The organism is Corallococcus sp. EGB (assembly GCF_019968905.1).
GTDB lineage: Bacteria > Myxococcota > Myxococcia > Myxococcales > Myxococcaceae > Corallococcus.
On sequence record NZ_CP079946.1, the window covers coordinates 1,987,634 to 2,008,570 of the forward strand.

General features: G+C 70.5%; 17 protein-coding genes and 1 pseudogene. 10 read left to right on the forward strand and 8 right to left on the reverse strand.

Features of this window, described 5'->3' with window-relative positions; all coding sequences use genetic code 11:
• Positions 1-22: 22 nt before the first annotated feature.
• A complete protein-coding gene (locus tag KYK13_RS08255; protein WP_223643418.1) occupies positions 23-2,326 on the reverse strand; it encodes a thioredoxin family protein in 2,304 nt (767 codons plus the stop codon).
• Between the two features lie 326 nt (positions 2,327-2,652).
• Between KYK13_RS08255 and KYK13_RS08260 the strand changes: the two genes are divergently transcribed.
• The 3 genes from KYK13_RS08260 to KYK13_RS08270 all read left to right on the forward strand — a co-directional run bounded on the left by KYK13_RS08260 (position 2,653) and on the right by KYK13_RS08270 (position 5,553).
• Entirely contained in the window at positions 2,653-3,045 is a 393-nt protein-coding gene (locus KYK13_RS08260; protein WP_223643420.1) for a hypothetical protein, read from the forward strand.
• A complete protein-coding gene (locus KYK13_RS08265; RefSeq protein WP_223643421.1) occupies positions 3,033-3,212 on the forward strand; it encodes a hypothetical protein in 180 nt (59 codons plus the stop codon). The genes KYK13_RS08260 and KYK13_RS08265 overlap by 13 nt, the downstream gene beginning before the upstream one ends.
• A gap of 1,063 nt (positions 3,213-4,275) precedes the next feature.
• Positions 4,276-5,553 carry a PKD domain-containing protein gene (locus KYK13_RS08270; RefSeq protein ID WP_223643423.1) on the forward strand — a complete coding sequence of 426 codons (1,278 nt, stop codon included), beginning with the start codon at positions 4,276-4,278 and terminating at the stop codon, positions 5,551-5,553.
• Between the two features lie 3 nt (positions 5,554-5,556).
• Here KYK13_RS08270 and KYK13_RS08275 read toward each other — a convergent pair whose 3' ends face one another.
• Positions 5,557-6,042 carry a hypothetical protein gene (locus KYK13_RS08275; RefSeq protein WP_223643425.1) on the reverse strand — a complete coding sequence of 162 codons (486 nt, stop codon included), beginning with the start codon at positions 6,040-6,042 and terminating at the stop codon, positions 5,557-5,559.
• A 45-nt stretch (positions 6,043-6,087) separates the two neighbouring features.
• Positions 6,088-6,423 (reverse strand): hypothetical protein, encoded by a 336-nt coding sequence (locus tag KYK13_RS08280; RefSeq protein ID WP_223643427.1) that lies wholly within the window; start codon positions 6,421-6,423, stop codon positions 6,088-6,090.
• 102 nt (positions 6,424-6,525) lie between these two features.
• Between KYK13_RS08280 and KYK13_RS08285 the strand changes: the two genes are divergently transcribed.
• The gene (locus tag KYK13_RS08285) at positions 6,526-7,302 is read left to right on the forward strand and encodes an RNA ligase family protein (protein ID WP_223643428.1); all 777 of its coding nucleotides are present in this window, start codon (positions 6,526-6,528) and stop codon (positions 7,300-7,302) included.
• A 56-nt stretch (positions 7,303-7,358) separates the two neighbouring features.
• Here the strand turns inward: KYK13_RS08285 and KYK13_RS08290 are convergent, their stop codons facing one another.
• The gene (locus tag KYK13_RS08290; protein WP_223643430.1) at positions 7,359-9,926 is read right to left on the reverse strand and encodes a hypothetical protein; all 2,568 of its coding nucleotides are present in this window, start codon (positions 9,924-9,926) and stop codon (positions 7,359-7,361) included.
• Between the two features lie 255 nt (positions 9,927-10,181).
• On the opposite strand from KYK13_RS08290, the gene KYK13_RS08295 reads away from it, so the two are divergent.
• The 4 genes and pseudogenes from KYK13_RS08295 to KYK13_RS08310 form a co-directional block, all read left to right on the forward strand.
• Positions 10,182-13,004: a serine/threonine-protein kinase gene (locus KYK13_RS08295; protein ID WP_223643432.1), complete on the forward strand. Its 2,823-nt coding sequence runs from the start codon at positions 10,182-10,184 to the stop codon at positions 13,002-13,004.
• A gap of 135 nt (positions 13,005-13,139) precedes the next feature.
• On the forward strand, positions 13,140-14,402 hold the full coding sequence (locus tag KYK13_RS08300; RefSeq protein ID WP_223646560.1) for a sigma 54-interacting transcriptional regulator: 1,263 nt from the start codon (positions 13,140-13,142) through the stop codon (positions 14,400-14,402).
• A 58-nt stretch (positions 14,403-14,460) separates the two neighbouring features.
• On the forward strand, positions 14,461-15,393 hold the full coding sequence (locus KYK13_RS08305) for a hypothetical protein (RefSeq protein ID WP_223643434.1): 933 nt from the start codon (positions 14,461-14,463) through the stop codon (positions 15,391-15,393).
• Positions 15,394-15,442: 49 nt separating this feature from the next.
• A pseudogene (locus tag KYK13_RS08310) lies at positions 15,443-15,700 on the forward strand (DcrB-related protein); the annotation flags it as partial.
• A gap of 18 nt (positions 15,701-15,718) precedes the next feature.
• Here the strand turns inward: KYK13_RS08310 and KYK13_RS08315 are convergent.
• The 3 genes from KYK13_RS08315 to KYK13_RS08325 form a co-directional block, all read right to left on the reverse strand.
• Complete coding sequence (locus KYK13_RS08315; RefSeq protein WP_223643438.1) at positions 15,719-16,993, reverse strand: hypothetical protein; 1,275 nt, start codon at positions 16,991-16,993, stop codon at positions 15,719-15,721.
• 25 nt (positions 16,994-17,018) lie between these two features.
• Complete coding sequence (locus tag KYK13_RS08320; RefSeq protein WP_223643440.1) at positions 17,019-18,119, reverse strand: hypothetical protein; 1,101 nt, start codon at positions 18,117-18,119, stop codon at positions 17,019-17,021.
• Between the two features lie 282 nt (positions 18,120-18,401).
• The gene (locus KYK13_RS08325) at positions 18,402-18,671 is read right to left on the reverse strand and encodes a GlsB/YeaQ/YmgE family stress response membrane protein (RefSeq protein ID WP_120525713.1); all 270 of its coding nucleotides are present in this window, start codon (positions 18,669-18,671) and stop codon (positions 18,402-18,404) included.
• A 276-nt stretch (positions 18,672-18,947) separates the two neighbouring features.
• Between KYK13_RS08325 and KYK13_RS08330 the strand changes: the two genes are divergently transcribed.
• Positions 18,948-19,820 (forward strand): JmjC domain-containing protein, encoded by an 873-nt coding sequence (locus KYK13_RS08330; RefSeq protein WP_223643442.1) that lies wholly within the window; start codon positions 18,948-18,950, stop codon positions 19,818-19,820.
• Positions 19,821-19,824: 4 nt separating this feature from the next.
• On the opposite strand, the gene KYK13_RS08335 is transcribed toward KYK13_RS08330, so the two are convergent.
• Positions 19,825-20,454 (reverse strand): hypothetical protein, encoded by a 630-nt coding sequence (locus KYK13_RS08335; RefSeq protein WP_223643443.1) that lies wholly within the window; start codon positions 20,452-20,454, stop codon positions 19,825-19,827.
• 147 nt (positions 20,455-20,601) lie between these two features.
• Between KYK13_RS08335 and KYK13_RS08340 the strand changes: the two genes are divergently transcribed.
• Positions 20,602-20,862 (forward strand): hypothetical protein, encoded by a 261-nt coding sequence (locus KYK13_RS08340; protein WP_223643445.1) that lies wholly within the window; start codon positions 20,602-20,604, stop codon positions 20,860-20,862.
• Positions 20,863-20,937: the final 75 nt, after the last annotated feature.

Sequence of the window (20,937 nt, forward strand, 5' to 3'; positions counted from 1 at the left end):
GTTTCACGAATCCGCTTCATGCCTAGCTGCCCCTCAGATTGCTCTGCCACGGAGAGACGTGATCCGGGTCATTGAGCCAATAGAACATCGCTTGCGTCTCCGCGTACTGCCGCTCCGCGATGGACACCAGGTTCGGGTGCAGGTCGCCGAGCGAGACGCCCTCGAACAGGAACCCCTGGCCGGGCTTCGTCGTGCTGGCGCTCCCGCGGAACTTGCGGTCCCGGCACTGCCACAGCCGCTGCGAGGCCTGCCCCACCGCCTGTCCGTAATCCTCCGGAGGCGCGATGCGAGCAGGCATGCGGAACGTCGTCTCCCCGCACGACCACAACAGCCACGACAACGCGCTCCAGTCTCCACGCAACATCAGAGTCAGGTCCGCGAGCCCCATCTCCAGGTCGACCGTCTCATCGACCTCCACCTGCGCGTCCTCGTCCCGCTCCAACTCGTACTGCTTCAGCGCCACGGGCCCGTCGCCCAGCAGGCCTGACAGGTCCGGCGGCAGCCAGGACACCTCGGCGCCGGGCTTGATCCGCTGGAGCAGCACGCCGCGGATCGCCTGGAGCCGCGTAGCGTACTTGCACACCAGTTGCTGGATGGACTCCAGGGGCTGCGCGGGCTTCTCCGGAAGGCCGTCGTAGGTGCAGCGCGGCGGCTCCTGGCCCGCCCAGAAGTCGAACCGGGGGAACAACGCCCGCGCGTACGTGTCGAGGAACGCAGCGGTCTCCGGCTCCACCTCCGCGAGCCCCTCCGCGTCCTTCCGCGCCTGGTCCGCCACGCCCAGGTTCAACAGGATGAGGCCGCGGGTGAACAGGTACGCCTTGCGCTCCGGCGCGAGCAGCATCGCCGCGTGCAGGAAGTCCAGCGCCGCGCGAGGCCGGTCCGTCTGGTCCAGCAGCACCGCGTACGCCCGCAGCAGCGTGGCGGCCTCTCCGCCGCGCATGAGCGCATCCGCCATGGGGGCCCACGCCTGGCCCGCCTCCTCCACCACCTCGTCCGCGACCGCGAGCGCCGAGCCCTGGGTCCGAGGCAGCGTCAGCTCCTCCAGGCCTTGCTTCAGCTGCTGGACATCCAGGGATGTAGCGCACGCACGCGCCGTGGCCAGCAGGGCCTCGCGGTAGCGCCGGTCCGCGCGGGCCTCCTTCGCCAGTTCGTGCCAGTCCTCCGCGCTCCGGGCCAGGTTCGAGAACACCGGCGAATGCGCCAGCGTCCGCTCATCCATCGCCCGGCCCAGGTCGCGCGTGAGCACCACCGCCCGCTGCGAGTCCAGCAGGGACCACTCGCCACACGCGAGGTCGCCCTCGGCCCGGCCCTCCTCGAAGTGGACCCGGAAGTCCGCGTACTGGTTCTCCGCGCGCGACCCGTAGCGCCCGTGGCGCCGGCCGTTCTCGAACTCGGCCTCCCACAGGAGCTGCCCGTTCGGGTCCCAGAAGCGCGTGAGGCCGTGGCGTTCGCCGTCCGCGTTGAGCATCACCTTCGCCCACTGGTTCAGGTCCTCGCGCAGCTCGGCGTCCTCGGGCACGTGGGCGGGGCGGGTGGGGTAGGGCTCACCGGTGGAGGGCACCACGCGCTGTCCCTTGCCGTCGTAGTGCAGCACCTGCCGCACGGTGCCGTGCTCGTAGTGCATCACCGTCCGGCGCACGCGCTCGCTCACGCCGCCTTCGTGCATGCGTTCGGTGGTGAAGTGCTCGGAGGCGACCCAGGTGCGCGGGCCATGAAGCTGGCCCTGTTCGAAGGCGCCTTCCTGGGACACCGAGCCGTCTTCATGGAAGCGCTTGAAGGGGCCGTGCGGCGTGCCCTGCTTCATGATGCATTCGTTGCAGAGGGTGCCGTCGGCGCGCCAGTACCGCCACGTGCCGTGGGGCCGGCCCTTGTCATCCTTCGGGCCGGAGGACCACTCCTCGTCGCTGTCGTCCCAGGTGGCGCCCTCGGGGACACCGGAGGGGCGCTGGCCCGCCGCGGTCCGCTCACGGTTGGCGATGCGGCGCTTCTCCTCCGCGACGTCCACGGCCTTCAGCGCGTTCAGCAACCGGTTCAGCGACTCGGTGGACAGCGCCTCGGAGACGCGGTGGACCTCCAGGCCGTCCTTGAAAGCGACGAGCGTGGGATAGGCATCGATGCCCAGCGGCTCGGCCACCGCCTCGTGCGCCTCCGCGTCGAGCCGCGCGAACCGGATGTCCGGGAACCGCGCGGCCGCCTCGGTGAAGATTGGCGCGAAGGCGTGGCAGGGTTCACACCACGGCGCCCAGAAGTCCACGACGCACATGCCGGGCCGCCGGGTGACTGCCTCGTACTCCTCCGGGGTCAATTCAACCGGGACACCTGCCAACGGGGACTCCTGCTCAAGGTGAGGAGCAGATAAGAGGGGTGCCAGGGACGCGCGTCAACCGGCGCGTCATGGGGAAAAGGCTTCCGTCCAGACCGGACAGGGAAGGGGGCCTGCCCGAGCGCGGTCCAAGCCAGGACGTGGAATGATGGCCGGACGAGACCGACTCTCGCGGTCATCAACGGTGAACAGTCCTGGTAGCGCTACTTTCCGGAGTGCGAGGTCGTCTACCGCAGGCTCCAGGAGTGCTCCTGGGTCCTTCGCGGCGGAGACCTTTGGTGCATCACCCGCGAAGCCGCGACCCGGCTGGACGGCGTGCTCTGGCGGGTATGGGCATCCGCCCCGACCCCAGGCACCGCGCGGCGCTGGAACTCATCCGTTTGAGCGGCGTGCCCTGCACCAACCCGGCGCCCGTGTTGGCGCGCTGTCACGACCGGTTGTCAATCCTTGCGGTGATGCGCGAGGCAGGGCTGCCGGCCATCCCATTCGACGCCGCGCTCAGCGACGACATGTTGCGCCGGTTGGATCGGCCCGTGCCGTTCGTCGTCAAGGTCGGCAACCCCCATGCGGGGTTCGGGAAGGCGCTGGTGCGCGACGCCGGAGCGTGGACGGAGCTCTCGGACCTCCTCTTCGCCGCAGACGACCACGCGGCCGTCGGGCCCTTCATCGACGATGAGCGAGACGTCCGCTGCCTCGCGGTGGCGAGCGCATGTGGGCGATGACGCGGGAGAGCGCGGGCTGGAAGGCCAACGTCGACACGCGCAGGTACCAGGGCATTGATCCGCCGCCGGAGCTCGCGGAGTACACACGCCGGGCCATGCGGCACCTGGGGGCGTACGTGCTGGGCTTGGACTTCCTCCAGGCAAAGGATGGCACCTCCACGCTGTAGGAGTGCAACGACACGCCAGGCCTGTCGGGCTTCCCGGAAGTTCTGCGGGAGGAAGTCGCGGAGTGCCTGCGCATCCGGATGCGCCAGCGCTGAAGGGGTGCCGCAAGTTCATCCACGCCACTCCGATTGGAAACCCACCACCAGGACGAGCGCCACGCGGAGCCCGGCGACAAGCCGCGCCGTGTGCTGGACGGGCACCCGCATGAGATCCGTGCCGAGACCGTGGTGGTCCCCGATGGCCCTGTCCGCCTGAAAGCAAAGATGGAGCCAGGGGCGGCAGCCGCAGCCCGCGACGAGGTGTAGCCGTAGGCGCGAAGGTGGAGTCACGGAAAGGGCCCGCCTGCCGGGCGCGCTGTCCAGAAACCTGTCCGACAGTCGGACAGGTTTTCGCAGCCTGAAGCCGGGGGCCACGAACGTGTCCGACAGTCGGACAGGGCTCCGTCCGTCAAAGAGCCTCGGAACCACGAATGTGTCCGACAGTCGGATAGGTCTTCGCAGCCTGGGGCACGACCCCGCGAACGCGTCCGGTCGTTGGGCTGTCGGACAGGCTTTCGCAACCTGAGGCGCGAGCCATCGAGCTTGTCCGACAGTCGGACAGGTTTGCGGCACCCGCGCCCCTGGGCTCCGGACCTGTCCGACAGTCGGACAGGTTTTCGCAACCTGAGGCGCGAGCCGTCGAGCTTGTCCGACAGTCGGACAGGTTTCGGCGCCAGCGGCACTGTCCTCCGGACCTGTCGGACAGGTTTCCGCCGTGCGTGGTGGCCCTGGGCTGCGAACTGGTCGGACAGGTTTTCGGCGTACGTGGCCCTGGGTTGCGAACCTGTCCGACAGTCGGACAGGTTTTCGGCGCATGCGGCCCGGGGGCTCGCCCTCCATGGCGCGACGTGAGCAGTGGGGCCACGCGTCCATGTCAGACCCCTGTGGTTGCATGCCGATGCTGAGCGACGAGGGATGGAGAGCGGGCTGGGATGAACCGTAGCCGTGGTCTCCTTCGGAGGGCGGCCGTCGACAGCTGCCGAGCCGGGCTGGCACCCTGGGGCTTCCTTTCCCCCGGAGCCCCCTCATGCGCCGTTTCTCCGTCCCGAAGTGGATTTCTTCTCTTCCTGGCGGAGGGCTTGCCCTCTTGGTGGGCTTCACCGGCTGCGGGCCGATGGAGGACTCCGGCGAGACGGGGCTGACGGCTGCGGTAGCGGCGGTCACGTTCGAGCCGGCCTCGGGCGTCCTGTTCGGCGCGTTCGCGGGCAAGCGTGGCACGGAGGACCACGCGGCGGCGTTGGACGCATTGGAGCGGCTGGCGGCGCGGAAGATGGACGTGCACCGCATCTACGCGGTGTGGGACGAAGCGCAGCCGAACAAGTTCCTGCTCGCGGACCTGGAGCGCGGCCGCATCCCGCTCCTGTCCATCACGGCGAAGCGGCAGGACGGCAGCGGCGTGTCCTGGGCAAGCATCGCGAGCGGCGCGGAGGACTCACAACTCAAGGCGCATGCGCTGGCCCTGAAGGGCACGGGCAAGCCGCTGTTCCTCATCTTCAACCACGAGCCGGACATGGCCGGCACCGCTCACGGCACGCCCGCGGAGTTCGCTGCGGCGTTCCGGCGCCTGGTCACGGTGTTCCGTCAGCAGGGCGTGACGAACGTGAGCTATTCGATGACGCTTGTCCCCTCCAGCTTCCAGTCAGGCGCGGCGGACGCGTTCTGGCCGGGCAGCTCCTACGTGGACTGGGTGGGCGCGGATGCCTACAACTGGAACGGCTGCAATCCCAACGCGGGCGACACGTGGCGCTCGCTGGAGGAGGCGGTAGCTCCGGTGCTCGCGTGGGCCAATGCCAGGGGCAAACCGGTGATGCTGCCGGAGTGGGGCTCCGTGGAGGACTCGAGCGTGCCCGGCCGCAAGGGCCAGTGGCTGCGCGACGCGCTGGACACGTTCAAGCGCCACCCTGAAATCAAGGTCGCGTCGTACTTCCACACCACCGGCACCTGCTCGTGGTGGCTGGACTCCTCGGCGTCCAGCGTGGACGGCTTCCAGGTGCTCGGCGCGAGCGGCTACACGCACGCAACCGCGGCGGCCTGGCTCCAGCCCTCCATCACGACGGGCATGGCACCGCTCACCGTGACGTTCGACCTCTCCGGCAGCACGGGCTTCCAGTCCACCACGGGCACCGGCAACGACGCGTGGAGCCTGGACTTTGGAGATGGCAGCGCGAAGGCGACGGGGCGGGGCAGGCCCACCGCGCTCCAGACGCACCGCTACACGGCGAAGGGCACGTACCGCGCAAGCTTCACCGTGACGGACTGGAAGGGCGTGCAGAACACCGACACGCGCGTCCTCACGGTGAAGTGAGCGTCAGAAGGGGATGCTGTAGAGGCGCACGCGGAAAAAGAACTGGAACCTCGCGTCGCCCAGCGCGTGGAACCGCGTCACCAGCGCGTCGTCCATCAAGAGGGAAGCGAGGTCCGAGATGCGCACCCGCTCGGGCTCGATGGCGTGCGTGTTGAAGTCCCAGGCCGTCGCGCCCATGCAGTGGGCGAGGACCTCCGCCTGGAAGGCCCCCAGTCCGGCATTGACGAAGGACACGAGCATCCTCGTGCCTTCTCGCGTGTCGGCATACCGCTTCGCGCCGTAGTCCATGTGAGCCGCGAGCCCACGGTGGAAGACCCCCGTGGCGACCACTTCTGCCTCCAGGCCCAGCTCCTTGGGCCCCGTGTAGCGCCCGGTGTGCCGGAGCAACGGCTCCACGGCATAGGTGATGTCCAAGAGGTCCAGGTCCAGGCACCGGTGCACGAGCAGCACCGCTTCGAGCAGGCCCTCCCGGTCGAAGGTCGCCAGCACCTCCTCCGCGTCCTTCGCGGAGATCGCGACGGATGGACACAGGGCCTACCCGTTCGGCCTGAAGAAGAACGCGAAGCCCGCGTCCCGCAGTTTCAGGAAGCACTTCAGCCGGTGCTCCTCTCCGGGATTCAGGAACAGCCGCACCGCCTCCACGTCCACGTGCCACGGGTCGATCGCGTGCGTGTTGAAGTCCCACGCCTCCGCCCCCATGCAGTGGGCGAGCTTCTGGCTGCGGGTGCTGCCCTCGGGGGCGTCGAACACCGGCACGACGATGACCGCGCCCTCGTGCGTTCCCTCGTGCCATGCGTCCGGCTGCTGGAGATACGGCACCAGCTCGCGGCGGAACGGGCCGATGCCCAGGACCTCTCCGTACATGCCCATGGGCCTGGCGCCTACCGCATGTCAGGTGCCCGCGAGCCCCGGCGTCCCGCGAGCCGCCCGGGGCTTCTGCTACCGTCGCCCCCCACACACCGAGGCCGCGCCATGACGTTCTCCGTCCGCACCGCCAACCTGCGCACGCTCAACTCGTTGACGAAGTACCCGTCCATTCCCACGTACCACACGATGGGCGACAAGGGCCGGCTGGCCGAGCCCGCCATCGCGTTCGACGGACCCGTGGTCGGCACGGAGAAGGTGGACGGCACCAACGCGCGCATCGTGTTCCTGCCGGACGGCACGTACCTGCTCGGCAGCCGCGAGGAGTTCCTCTACGCGAGCGGTGACCTCATCGGGAACCCGGCCCTGGGCATCGTGGAGCACCTGCGCCCGGTGGCGGACGCCCTGCTCGGGAAGCGGCTCGACGCGGGCGGCATCACCGTCGTCTTCGGCGAGGTGTACGGCGGCAACGTCACCGCCCACAGCAAGCAGTACACGGCCGAGAAGCGCGTGGGCTACCGCGTCTTCGATGTCATCCGCCTCAACGACTACGAGACGCCCCTCGCCTGGTCCGCGGAGCAGATCGCCGGCTGGCGTGAGTCCGGCGGCCAGCCCTTCGTGACCGAGGACGCGCTCCAGGTCTTCACCCGCGAGCACGGACTGGAGACCACGCCGCGCATCCTCGAACAGGACGGCGCCGCGCTCCCGAAGGACCTGGAGGGCGCGTCCGCCTGGCTGCGCGAGCACGCGCCCTCGACCCGGTGCGCGCTGGATGCCGGGGCCGCGAAGCACCCGGAAGGAATCGTGGTGCGCACCCGCGACCGGCGCACCATCGCGAAGCTGCGCTACGAGGACTACGAGCGCACCCTGCGCGGGAAGCGCTGAAGTCGAGGAGGCGGCGGTGGCTCCGATTCCACCGCCGCCCCGCTCCGTGCTTCGCCTCAGTCGATCTGCAGCTCGGCGATCTTGTGCGGCTTGTCGCTGATGAGGTCCATGAGCTTCCCGAAGCCGAAGGTCAGCAAGCCGATGCCCGCGCCCACGGCCATGCCCAGGGGGCCGCCAATCGCGCCCACCGCCACCGCGCCGCCCAGGCTGCCCGCGATGCCGACCGCGCCCTTGGCGATCTGCGCCCCGTCGTTCGCCTTCGCGCCGTTGACGATGTCCATCACGCCGCCCGCCGCGCCGCCCACCGCGCCCAGCACGTTGGCCGCGCCGCCCGCCGCCTTGAGCGCGGAGAGCGCCTTGCTCCCCAGGCCCGCCGCCGTGCCGGCCACCTTGCCGATGCCGCCCATGCCCTTCACCGAATCCAGCACCGTGCTCGTGAGCGCGCTGCCCACCTTCGGATCCGCCAGGGTCTTCGCCCAGGGGATGCTCTTCGCCGCGTTGGCTGTGTTGGAGGTCGTGGTGAGCGCGCCCGCGTTCTTGAAGCCCTTGATGGCCTCCGTGAAGCCCTTGCCGCCCGTGTAGATGCTCGCCGCGCCGTTGGCCGTGTCCGCCACGCCCTTCACGATGTCCGGCATGTTGTTCTCGCGGATGCCTCGCGACAGCGTCATGCCGCCCGCCACCACGCCCGCCACGCCGCCCAGCGCGCTCGCGCCGCCCTGCGCCGCGTTCAGGCCCTTGGAGAGGGCGTCCCGGCCCAGGACCTCCGTCGCCTTCGCTGGCAGCCGGCCCGCATCCTGGCTCAGCCCCTGGAGGACGGTCAGCGCCTTCGCGCCGCCGCTGTTGGCGTACTGGTTCACCGTGTTCGCGGTGGAGATGGACGCCTGCTCCAGCAGCACCTTGCCGAACGCGTCGTCCTTGAAGGCCTCCGCGTCCGTGACGTCGCGCATGTCCGCGCCGCCCTTGCCGGACAGCCGCATCCGCTCGCCGTCCTTGCCCACCTCGTGGATGCCCTGGCGGCCATCCGCGTCCGTCACCGTGGTGCGCGAGCCCACCAGCTGCGCGCCCTGATCCGACAACAGCGACGTGTCCTCCTTGAGCACGCTCTCCGTCCTGCCGTCCTTCGTGCGCTTCGTCTCCAGCGACTCCTGGAGCTCCAGGCCCTGGTCCGTGGCCTTGCGGCTGCCCTGGTAGTGCTGCTCCAGGTCGGAGCCGTCCGGCTCGCGGCTCTTGCTGTCCAGCTTCTCGATGGAGCCGTCCTGGGCGTAGGTGGTGGAGGACTCGCCGCTCACCGGCACGCGCTTGGAGGAGTCCGCCTTCTCGAAGGTCTTGCCCTCGAACTTCTCCTTCACGGTGCTGCCCTCGCGCGTCTTCTCCGTCTTGAGGGTCGCGTCCGGGAAGCCCTCGATGAAGGTCTGCGAGTCCAGCCGGTCCGCGCCCTTCTGCAGGTCCACCGTCCAGCGCTTCGGCGGGCGTCCGTCGCCCGTCTTGTCCGCGTCGTAGTCCTCGCCCCCGTGCTGGGAGTACTCGTCGCGCACCCGGGCCATGTCCTCGTAGGTGTGCGGGCCTTCACCGGCGAACTGCGTGTGGCCGTCCAGCGTGCGGTCCACGTAGGACGTGGCCTTCACGTTGTCCTGCGAGAAGTTCTGCACGCGGCTGTACTGCGGCGGGGCCTGCTTGCCGTCCGCGTCCGGCGCCGGAATGGAATACGAATACGTGTCCGAACGGTCCACCGGCTTGCTGAAGTCGAACGGGCCCTTGAGCTTGTTGTCGATGCTGCCGCCGCCCTTCTGCTGGTAGTACGAGGTGCGGCTGCCCTCGGCGTTGCCGTTCACCTGCGAGTACTCGTCGGCGTGGAGCCGGTCGCCGTCCTGGTTCTTCTCGAGGGAGACCTCGTTGCGCGTGTACGTCAGCCCCGCGTCGCGGGTCCTGGAGATGTCACCGAAGGACTTGAGGTCCGCCGCCTCGTTCTTGTCGCCCTTCCACTCCGCGCGCTCCACCCGCGTGGCGCCGTCCGCCTTCATCTCCAGCCGGTCGCGCTTGTTGACGCCGTCCTCGTAGGTGGCGCTGTCCATCACCACCGCGCCGTCCTTCTTCGTCGCGACGGAGCGCTCCACGACTTCCTTCTGGCCGTTGACGCGGGTGAGCTCCACCTCGCTGTCGGACACGCGCTTGACGCTGGCGCCTTCGGGGACCTGCGCCTGGCCAGCCGCCATGGCGAAGAGCCGGTCGGCCTCCTGGGTCGTCTTCTCCCGCAGGGCCTGCTGGGCGTCCGCCGTCTCCTGTCGGGCCTCGCCCACCGTCTTCAGGTCCACCGCCTGCTTCGCCTTGTCCTCGCCGGACACCGTCTGGCGTTCGGGCGGGGCCGCTCCCGTCGCCGCCAGCCCCACGCGCAGCTGGGGGACCACCGCCGGCTTCGCGTCCACGGCGGCCTTCACCGCGCTGCCCACGCCGGTCAGGTCCGGGCCCGCGGCCGGCTTCTTCGCGTCGAACCCGTCCGCCACGACAGAGGCGGGCTTCTTCGCCTCCACGGGCGCGGCCTGGGGGGCGGCCACGGCCGGCTTCTCGGCGACGGCGGGAGGGCTGACGGGAGACAGCGGCTTCCGGAGGGCGGGGGGGAGGACCATGGGGGACTCCAGAAGGGGAGGGCTGCGAGGACGGCGATGGGCTCCCCCATTGCGGCCCGCATGCCAGCCGCCGCGCCCCCGGCGTCCTCCAGATTCCAGGGGTTTGTGTCCCACCCTGTGCGCAGGCCCTGGTGACCACGCTCCTGGCGCTGATGACGACCGTCACCAGGCAGGCGTCCTGGGTTGACGCGTCGCGGAAGGATGTTCGGAGCGGGCGACGGCCGGCGGTAGACTCGCGGATCAGGTCACGGCCCCATGACGAAGAGAGACACCGGAAGGCGAAGCACCGGCACCGGCAATTCGGATTCCGTGCGCTCCGGCGCGGGGACGGGCCGGGGCTCGGGAGGATATGGGACGGGCCCCCGGCCTCGCCGCGCGGAGGACGTCCCGCCCGTTCCCCAGGTGGGCCGCTACCTGCTCTTGCGCAAGCTGGGGCAGGGCGGCATGGGCGTGGTGTACGCGGCCTATGACCCGGACCTGGACCGGAAGATCGCCCTCAAGCTGCTGCACCCGAGCGCCAACCGGGACAACGAGGAGGCGCGCTCGCGGCTCCTGCGTGAAGCGCAGGCCATGGCGCGCGTGTCCCATCCCAACGTCATCCCCGTCTTCGACGTGGGCATGTGGGGCGACCAGGTCTTCGTCGCCATGGAGCTGGTGGAGGGCGGCACGCTCGGCTCGTGGCTGAAGGAGGCGAAGCCGTCCTGGCGCGAGGTGCTGGAGCGCTACCTCCAGGCGGGCCGGGGCCTGCAGGCCGCGCACGCGGCGGGGCTGGTGCACCGCGACTTCAAGCCCGCCAACGTGCTGGTGAGCCACGCGGGCCGCGTCTACGTGACGGACTTCGGCCTGGCGCGGCAGGTGGGGGACGCCCCGGAGGCCGCGGCCACGCCGGAGGAGGCCCAGGTGCTGGAGTCCTCGGACCGGCGCATGCTGGACACCACGCTCACGGAAGCGGGCCTGCTGGTGGGCACGCCCAACTACATGTCCCCGGAGCAGTTCCGGGGCACGCCGCTGGACGCGCGCACGGACCAGTTCAGCTTCTGCGCGGCGCTCTACGGCGCGCTCTACGGCACGCGCCCCTTCGACCCCGGCAGCATCAAGGCCTACGCCTCCGCCAGCCGCACCGCGGAAGCGGAGGCGGACGGCACGGCGTCGCTGGGCGGCACGGCGTCGCTGGGCGGCACGCAGTCGTTGAGCCCCGCGCCGGCCAGGGCCCCCGTCATCGCGCCGCCGCCCGCGCTCATCCGCGAGCCCCCGCGCGACGCGAAGGTGCCCGGCTGGGTGCGCCAGGCGGTGCTGCGCGGGCTGTCCCTGGACGCGGACGCGCGCTTCGCCTCGATGCAGGCCCTGCTCGACGCGCTCTCCCAGGAGCAGCGCCACGGACAGCGCAAGCGCTGGCTGGGGGCGGCGGGCGCGATGACCACCGCGCTCGCGGTGGCGGGCGGCGTGGCGTGGCAGCAGTCCCAGGTGTGCGTGGACGCGGGCGCGGGGATGGACACCGTCTGGACGCCGGACGCGAAGGCGCGGGTGGAGTCCGCCTTCCGCGCCACCGGGAAGCCCTTCGCGGAAGCAATGGCCTCACGCACCACGCAGGTGCTGGCGCAGTACGCGGACGCGTGGAAGCACCAGCGCGTCCTGGCCTGCGAGGAGGCGCGCGTGAGCGGCGTGAAGCCGGAGGAGCAGCTGGACCGGCAGGTGGTGTGCCTGGAGCGCCGCCGCAAGGACCTGCGCGCCACGGTGGACCTGCTGTCCGGCGCGGACGCCGCCATGGTGGAGAAGTCCGTGGACATGGCCCACGCGCTGCCCGCGCTGCACGAGTGCGAGGACGTGGAGTCACTGGCCGAGCAGCAGCGCCGCCCCTCCGACCCCGCCCTGCGCGACGCGATTGAAAAGCTGGAGGATCAGCTGTCGGAGGTGCGCGCGCAGGTGGACGCGGGCCGCTACCCGGCGGCGCTCGCGGCGGTGAAGGCGCTGGAGGCGCCGGTGGAGAAGACGGGCTACCTGCCGCTCAAGGCGGAGATGCGCTTCCACCTGGGCTGGCTCCAGGAACAGACGGGCCAGTCGCCGGAGGCGTCCCGCCTCCTGTCGCGCGCCGTCTTCGACGCGGAGGCCGGCCGGGCGGACCGGCTGAAGGTCGCCATCCTCAACAAGCTCCTCTATGTGGAGGATGGCCAGAAGCACTACGACCCGGCGGCGAACTGGGGCGAGCTGGCGGAGGCCACCCTCCAGCGCCTGGGCGGCGAGCCCGTGCTGGAGGCCGACGTGAAGGTGAACCAGGCCAACCTCGCCATGTCCCAGGGCCACATGGAGGAGGCCAGGAAGCGCCTGGAGGAGGCCAGCGCCCTCTACGACAAGGCGCTGCCCTCCGAGCACCCCAAGCGCGCGCGGGCGCTCTTCCTGTTGGGCCGGCTGGTGCTGGGCACCGGCGACGCGAAGGCCGCGGTGCCGTTGTTGGAGACGTCGCTCGCGAGGACCGAGGCGGCGGTGGGGCCGGTGCACCCGGACGTGGCCCGCCGCCACGGCCTGCTGTCCCTGGCCCTGCGCGAGGCCGGTCAGCCCGGGCGCGCCCTGCCGCACGCCCAGGCGGTGGTGGACCTCTACAAGACCCTCCACGGCGACAAGAGCCCCCAGGTGGCGGAGGCGCTGGACGAGCTGGGCATGTGCCAGCTGGGGATGAAGCGCTACGACGACGCGCTCAAGACCTACGAGCAGGCCGTGGCCCTCAAGCGCGAGCTGTTGCCCGAAGGTGACGAGGGCCTCCAGCCCTCCTACGACGGCGTGGGCCAGGCGCTGCTGGGGCTGGGCCGGGCGCGAGACTCCGTGGCGCCGCTGCAGCTGGCGGTGTCCTTCGCCTCCGCGCCGCCGGATGCGCTGGCGGAGTCCGGCTTCGCGCTGGCGCGGGCGCTGTACCAGACGGGCCAGTCCCCAGAGGCCCGAGGCGAGGCCACCCGCGCCCGGGCGCGCTTCAGCGAGTCCGGCATGGACGAACGCGTGGGGGAGGTGGACTCCTGGCTTCAGACCCTCCCCAAGGAGCCCCCCCGCCCGCCTGCCCGCAAGCCGCCTCGCGGCCGGCGCAGGTAGGACGACACGCGCGGCTGCTGGCGGTGATGGCGGGGCGTGCTACCGTCCGCCACCGTGTCGCTGCCGCCAGACGAGGACGAGGCGCTCCTGGATGCCACGGCCACCCTGAACCGGGGCCGTGCGGGACAGGTGCGGATGGTGCTCCGGGTGCTTTCCGGCGCGGATGCCGGCAGGTCCCACCCGCTCAAGCAGGGGACGTACACCGTGGGCAAGAACCCCACGTGTGACATCGTCCTCGCGGACAAGGCCGTCTCCCGCCAGCACCTGAAGCTGGAGGTGCACGACGAGCACGTCGTCGCCACGGACCTGGGCTCGCACAACGGCTCGTTCGTGGAGGGGCTTCGCTTCACCGCCATGGAGCTGCGCCCCGGCAGCGTCATCACCCTGGGCACCACGGAGCTGAAGCTGGTGCCAGAGGACTCGCGCGAGCGTTCGCTGCCCCTGTCCTCACGCGACCGCTTCGGCGCGCTCGTGGGCCAGAGCCGCAAGATGCGCGAGGCCTTCACCGTGCTGGAGCGCCTGGCGCCCGGCGGCGCGGACGTGCTCATCCACGGCGAGACGGGCACCGGCAAGGACCTGTGCGCGGAGGCCATCCACCAGCAGAGCCCGCGCGCCAAGGGCCCCTTCGTCATCGTGGACCTGGCGGGTGTGCCCTCCACCCTCATCGAGTCCGAGCTCTTCGGCCACGTGAAGGGCTCCTTCACCGGCGCCCAGGGCGACCGCGCCGGCGCCTTCGAGCGCGCGCAGAACGGCACCGTCTTCCTGGACGAGATTGGCGAGCTGCCCCTGGAGCTGCAGCCGCGCCTGCTTCGCGTGCTGGAGCGCCGGCAGGTGAAGCGCGTGGGCGGCAACGACTACTTCACGGTGAACGTGCGCGTGGTGGCCGCTTCACACGTCAACCTGGAGCAGGCCGTCCAGCAGGGGAAGTTCCGCCGCGACCTCTTCCACCGGCTCGCCGTGCTGCGCGTGACGCTGCCCGCGCTGCGCGAGCGCCCGGAGGACATCCCGCTGCTCATCGACCACATGCTCAAGCAGATGGGCCGGCCGCAGAGTGCGCTGTCGGACCAGACGCGCGCCCTGCTCATGCAGTACCCCTGGCCCGGCAACGTGCGCGAGCTGCGCAACGTGGTGGAACAGGTCGTCAACCTGGGCGAGGAGGCCCTGCCGGACCTGGAGGCGCCCCCGGGCGCGGACGGCCGCAAGGGTCCGGACCTGGACCTGCCCTTCAAGGAAGCCAAAGAGCACCTCATCGAAGTGTTCGAACGTGACTACCTGAAGAACCTCATCGAGCGCTGCGAAGGCAACATTTCGAGGGCTTCTCGCGAAGCTGATATCGACCGTGTCTACCTCCGGAAACTCCTGCGCAAGCACGGGTTGGATCCATCCGGGGAGCCTTAACACGGGGCGGCATCACAGGTAGGATGACATCCCCCTTCCCCCCTCCGGAGCCACGACCGTGAGCGTGAACCTTCCCTCCAACCTCCTCCGTACCTTCCAGCAACTGGCGCAGGTGCAGCCGTCCGCCCAGCCGCAGCAGACCGCGCAGCAGGTCGGGCTGCCGGAGTCGAAGGTCGTCTCGCAGGTGGAGGGCACGCCCACCGCCGTCCAGACGGAGCAGGCCACGGACGCCTTCGCCGTGGTGCAGGCCCTCAACCAGGCGTGGGCGAGCCGCTTCCAGTCCGTCTCCGGCGCGTCGGCGCAGGACCTGGGCGTCAACGGGACGCTCGCCAACGCGCCCCAGGCCCCGGAGCTGGGCGGCTGGGACGACGTGGGCGCGGACCCGGACGTGCTCAAGCAGACCAACCAGAACAACTGCGGCGCCGCGGTGGCGGTGATGCTGGGCAACGAGATTGGCAGCAGCAAGACCCAGCCCACGTCCAACAAGGAGAAGATGGACGCGCTGGAGTCGCGCTTCACGCAGGGCCAGGGCACGTCGCCGCATGAGCTGTCCAACATGCTGGCGAACCAGGGCGCCAAGGTGACGCAGACGTCGGCGAAGCTGGACACGAAGGCCCTGGACGAAGCGCTCGCCCGCGGCGGCAAGGGCGCGGTGATGGTGGACTCCTGCCTGGTGGACCCCACCACGAAGCCGGGCGAGACGGGCCGCGCGCACTGGGTCTCCGTGGAGGGCAAGGACGACCAGGGCCGCTACCTGCTCAAGGACCCCAGCACCGGCTCCAAGATTCCGGTGGACGCGCAGCGGCTCGCGGACTCCATGGAGATCAGCTGGAACCAGCACCAGGGCGGCGGAATGATGATCGTCGAAAGCGCCCAGGGCATGTCCGAGGCCCAGGCCGCGCAGGAGGGCGGGCTGAAGGCCGTCGCGCTCGGCAACACGGACGGCGGCGGCTCGCGCGCCATGTCCAACTTCGGCCGCGAGTCCTCATAGGACTGACGCCGCATGGCTCCCCGGTCCATCCGCCACGGCGGAGGCCTTCCACCCGGTGTCGGAGCGCAAGGCCACCTTCGGCGCCAACGCCGGCCTGCTGCGCGAGTACACCTTCCGGATGCAGTCGCTGCCGCTCGCGCAGCTCCAGTTCTACGTGCTGCGTGAAGAGGTGGCCTTCACCTTCACGTACACGCAGCTGGCGCACCGGCTGGACGCGACGCGCGCCGATGCCGAAGCGCTGCTCGCGTCCGTGACGTTGGACCCGACGGCGGAGCTGGCGCTGCGGCCCACCTTCTTCCGCGCCTGACGCTGGAAGGACGCCCCTTCAGACGGCGAGGTGCTGCACGGCCTTGAGCCGCAGGAGCTGGCGCGCCAGGGCCTGCACCTGCTCCACCTCCTGCTGGCCCATCACCTTGCGCAGCGCGAGCTTCATGTCCGTGGAGGCGCGCAGGAGCAGCGCGCGCAGCTGGGCATTGCTGAGCAGCGGGTTGAGCTGGCGCAGGTGGCCCACCAGCGCGCCCAGCTGGGGCAGGGTGAGGCCGGCCACCATCACCTGCGCCGCGGTGCCCTCGTCCGGGCTCTGGCCCACCGCCAGCATCCACGGCGACAGGAGCACGGAGCGGGTGAAGTCCTTGTCGCAAGGGAGGCCCAGCCGCGCGCACTCCTCCACCACGGGGCCGGTGTCGTGGCCCGCGATGATGGGTTGGATGCGAGCGGCCTCGTACTTCTGGAGGACGGCCTCGTACAGCCTGCGGGCCTCCACGCCCTGCGGCGTGCGGGGGAACTCCGCGAAGGCCTGGGCAATCTCCGAGCGCAGCGTGCCCAGCAGCGTGGCGTCGTCCACCGAGCCGGGCTCGCCCAGCACCTGGGCCAGGTAGGCCCGGTCCTCGGGGACCGCGTTCGCGGACTTCCACCACTCGAAGGTGACGCTGCTCACGCTCAGCACCACGGGCAGGGTGACGACGCCCTGGCGGCCGGGGTTGGCGAGGAAGGCGCCCATCTTCCCCTCCACCTCCGTGAGCCCCCGGTGGAGCCGGTTGAGGACCGCGATGCGCAGCTTCGCGCGGCCCTCCAGCGCCTGCTTCGCGGCCTCCGACGACTGGCCGTCCGTCGCGGTGCGCTCCCGGGAGGACTCCGAAGCGGCGGGCTGGCGCGCGAGCTGGGGCGGCACGCCCACCTGCGGCGCCGCTGGCGGCGGCTGGGGGAGCGCCGGGGCCGTCTGGGGCGTCTGGGCCGCGAGGGCCGGAGGCTGCTCCAGTGAGCCCAGGCTGGCGGCGCCCTGGGACGTGCCGGACGCCATCCCCGTCTGCTGCTGCTGGGCGCCCTTCGCGCCGCCGCCTTCCTTGCGCTCGGTCTCTCCCGAGCGCCCGAAGTCCATGCCGTCCTGGGGGCCGGCCTGCTCCAGGCCCCCCTTGGCGGAGGCGCCCTTCGCGGAGCCGCCCTTGACGGCGACGCCTCCCTTGCCGGTGCCGCCCTTCGCGGAGGCCTTGCCCGAGGACCTGCCTTCACCGGGCTGCTGCGCCTTCTCCTCCTTCTCCTGCGCGGGGCTCTGCAGGGGCAGGCCCGGGCGGGGAAGACCAGACGGAAGGCGGACGCTCATGGATGGGGGCCTCGGTTGAGGGGAATCAGGCCAGGTCCTTCAGGTGGACGACCAGGTTGCTGGTGTTGCTGCCCAGCGTGCTCGCGTCGTCCGTGGGGATGACGTAGCCCTGATCCGCGCCGACGTGCTTGCGGAAGAAGTCTACCACCTCCGGATCCTGCACGTTGGAGGTGGTGCTCTTCTTGATGCCGTACGCCGTGCCGTCTGCTCCCTTGGCCTTCACCGAGTCGGGCGCGGAGGCGAGCAGGTTCTCCATCGTGCCGGACAGGCGGCCGCCGCTCTCCGGCTGGATGGTCATGGCGGTGTTGTGACCCTCGATGTAGCTGACGTCGTAGTACGTGTTCCCGAACCCGCCGTCGAACTTCACCTCACCGAGCGTCGCGTTCTTGCCGTCGCCCTTGTCGCTGCGGAAGTTGCCGGACCAGTTGTCCGGGAACTGCACCGTCCTGGTCTCACCGGGCTTGAGCGTGACGGAGTCGATGGCCTTCTCACCCGCGTTGGGGGTGAAGTTCACCGTCATCGGCTTGTCGCCGTCGTTGCTGAGGGTGATGGTGTTCTTGCCCTTCGCCGCGCCCGGAGCGCCCACGGACGGGGGACCGGAGACAGGCGCCTGCTGCTTGGGGGCCGCGGGGGCCGGGGTGCCCTGCGCTGCCGGGGCCGCCTCCGCGGGGGCAGCGGCCTGGGCCTGCGGCGCTTCACCGGCGCCCTCGCCAACGCCCGCACCCTCGCTGCCTTCCGCGCCTTCGAGGCCCGCCGCCCCCTCGCCGCCCGCCGCGCCGTCCACGCCCGCCGCCCCCTCGCTGCCCGCCGCGGCGCCCTGCTGCGCACCGGCGCCGCTCATTCCGCCGAGCATCTCCATCATCTGCTTCAGCGTCTGGACCAGCTCGAACAGCTGCTGAAGCGGGTTGGCTCCCTGGAGCGCGCCCTTCTTGCCCACGCCCGCCGGGCCGTCGAAGCCATCCGCCTGGAACATCCCCTGGAGCGAACCCGGGCCGCTCTTGGCCTTCACCGCGTCCGCCGTCACCGCCGTGGGGCGCGCCACCGGGCTGGAGAGCTCCGTGGCGGACGTGCGGGGCGAGAAGGAGGAGCTGGCAACGGACGACTTCGACAGGGGGGAGAGCGCCATGGCGGGGTTCCTCGAGGTTCGGATGGGCCGGCGGGGTCAGCCGGCCGGTTCAGCGATGCAGGGGGCTAGAGCACGGCGCGTGCCATGCTCCCCACACGCTCATCGAAGAGGTAACCCTGTGGAATTCCTCAGGGGACAGACGTGACCAAGGCGCCGGAGGGCCGCCGCCCTGGTGACTGCCGTCAGGCCCCTGGTGTCTGGCGTCATCAGGCCCGGAAGCACCGCTCGCGCGGGACGCATGCGCCCCGCGCGAGCGGTCTCCGCGGCTTCAGGCCGGACGGATCAGACCCTTCGGACGGTGCTCGAATGGATGAGCCGCAGTATCAGCAGCAGCACCACCGCTCCGATGAACGCCACGAAGATGGTGCCCGCGAGTCCGCCGAAGGGGGCTCCCGTGCCGAGCGCCCGGAGGATGAATCCTCCCAGGAAAGCGCCCACCACGCCCACGACGATGTCGCCAATCAGGCCGTAGCCACCGCCGACCACCGCGGACGCGAGCCATCCAGCGATGAGGCCAATCACCGCCCACAACAGGATTGCTTCCAGCGCCATGTCTTCTCCTCCCATCGAGGTGTGAGGTGAAACATGGGCATGATTCCCGGCCGCGCCTGTCCCTCCCCTGAGGGCGACGGCAGGGCAGGCAGGCAGCCTGGGTCTGGTTGGATTCCAATCGTTTCACATTCCACGAGTTCGACTGTCTTCAGAGGAGCGCGGGGCAGAACGCCCCATGAGAACCCGGGGCAAAACGCCCCACTTTGACGGCTGTATCCACGCTCTGTTGCCATGGAGTGATCACCTGTCGCCACGCGCGACGAGGAGCTCACATCCGTGAAGCGCATCTTCGAGTCTGTCGGGTCGCCGTTGCAGTTCGACCGTGAGTCCTTCCGGTGCCGTCACACGCTCCTGGGCCATCCCGCGCTGGAGTTGGAGAACCTGGCGGGCGTGGTGCAGCGGCTGCCCTCGGACAACGTGTTCTTCAGCTCCGGCCTCTTGCCCAAGGACGCGGACTTCGACCGCGCGCACGTGGACTACCGCACCGGCCTGTCGTTGAAGGACACCGTGGAGAACATGATGACGAGCAACTCGTACATCATGCTGCGCGCGCCGGAGCAGGACCCCAGCTTCCACGAGCTGTACCGCGCGCTCCTGTCGGAGGTGGAGGACCTGATGCGCGCGCAGGGCGTGGGAAGTCGCGCCGTGGATCCGATGCTGTATCTCTTCATCGCGTCCCCCGGCAGCGTCACGCCCTTCCACCTGGACCGCTACTCCACGCTGCTGCTGCAGTTCCGGGGCAGCAAGGCGGTGCACATCTCGAAGGCGTGGGATGAGCAGGTGGTCCCCGCGCCGGACCTGGAGGCGTTCGTCGCGCGCTCGGGTTCCAAGGTGAGCTATCGCGAGACCTTCGACGCGACGGCGACGCGCTATGCCTTCGGGCCCGGGGACGCGCTGCACATCCCCTTCGTGGCGCCGCACTACGTGAAGAACGGCACGGGGGATGTCTCCGTGTCGCTGTCCATCATCTTCAACACCCGCGAGACGGCCCGGCACCTGCGCGCGCTGCGCGCCAACCACGTGCTGCGCAAGCACCTGGGGCCGCTGGGTTACCGGCCTACGCCGGTGAACCGCTTCCTGCCGTTGGACCACATGAAGAGCGGCGTGGAGCGCGTGGTGCGCCGCGCTCGGGGCCTGCTGCCCGCCTGAGCGCCTATGGGCAGAGAGGAGCGCGGGGAGGCTGGGCCGGATCCCAGTTGGCCACGTCCGGAGGCGGCGGGATTTCCAGCACCGAACCGCCGTAGGGGGCGCCCAGCTTCGCGCCCACGTCGTACTGGACGAAGCCATCCCGGTAGCGGCGGAGCAGGGGAACGAAGTGGGTGGAGACCTCCGGGCCCACGTGCGGCCGCAGGGGGATGCCGTCCACGTCGTAGAGGCGCGGCGAGCCCTCGGCGCAGCACGACCCACTGTTCAAGTGGACGCAGACGCGCGGCGGTGACGCGCTGGCGAGCACCGCGTCGCCTTTGACGCTGACGATGGTTCCTTCGGGGAGCGCCATCGCCTGTTCCACGGACAGAGCGCGCGGGGCGCTCTCGAACGGCTCCTGGCTCCAGGAGGGAAGGGGGGCATGGGGGATCCGCCGCCAGGTGCCTTCGCTGGGCGCACCCACGCGGATGCGCGCGGGCTCGCCTTCGAGCCGCTCCACCTGGAAGGCATCCAGGTCGCGCGCCGAGTCGGGCATGTCCTTGGTGGCGGGACACTCACCAATGCAGCCATCCCCACCTTCGTTGCCCAGCACGGTGCCCCGGTCATCCCAGACGTAGGTGCCTTCGAAGCGCCGCATCGTGGGAACCCAATACGTGAACCCCACGGAGGACGCATCACGCGTCCGAGGGATGATCGCGGAGAGGACGGAGACGGAACCGTCCTCGCGGTGCACCACCCACAGCGGTGTGCCGTCCCTGCAGCCCAGTATGTCTATGGCCAGTCGATGTATCTGCTCGCGGGGGCAGGCCCCGCGTCGGGACAGCCGGGAGCGACGGCCCCCATCATCGTCTCCGAGCCCATCCTCGACTGGCAGGTCTTCCCGCCCTCCATGGTCCAGTTGGGGATGGCCCTGACCATTCTTCCCGAGAAGGTCCTGCTCGCCGCCGACGTGGTGAACGTGGAGCCGTCGGTGCTCGGGACCTTCCTCAAGGCGCTCGACAAGGTCGAGTTCAAGCGGCTGGGCCTGCTGTTCGACATGCCCTGACCGCCGGAGAGGACCTCCGCGAGGCTGACGGTGCCCGGCACCGCCAGCGGAATGCCAGCGGGCCCCGGCCTTCAG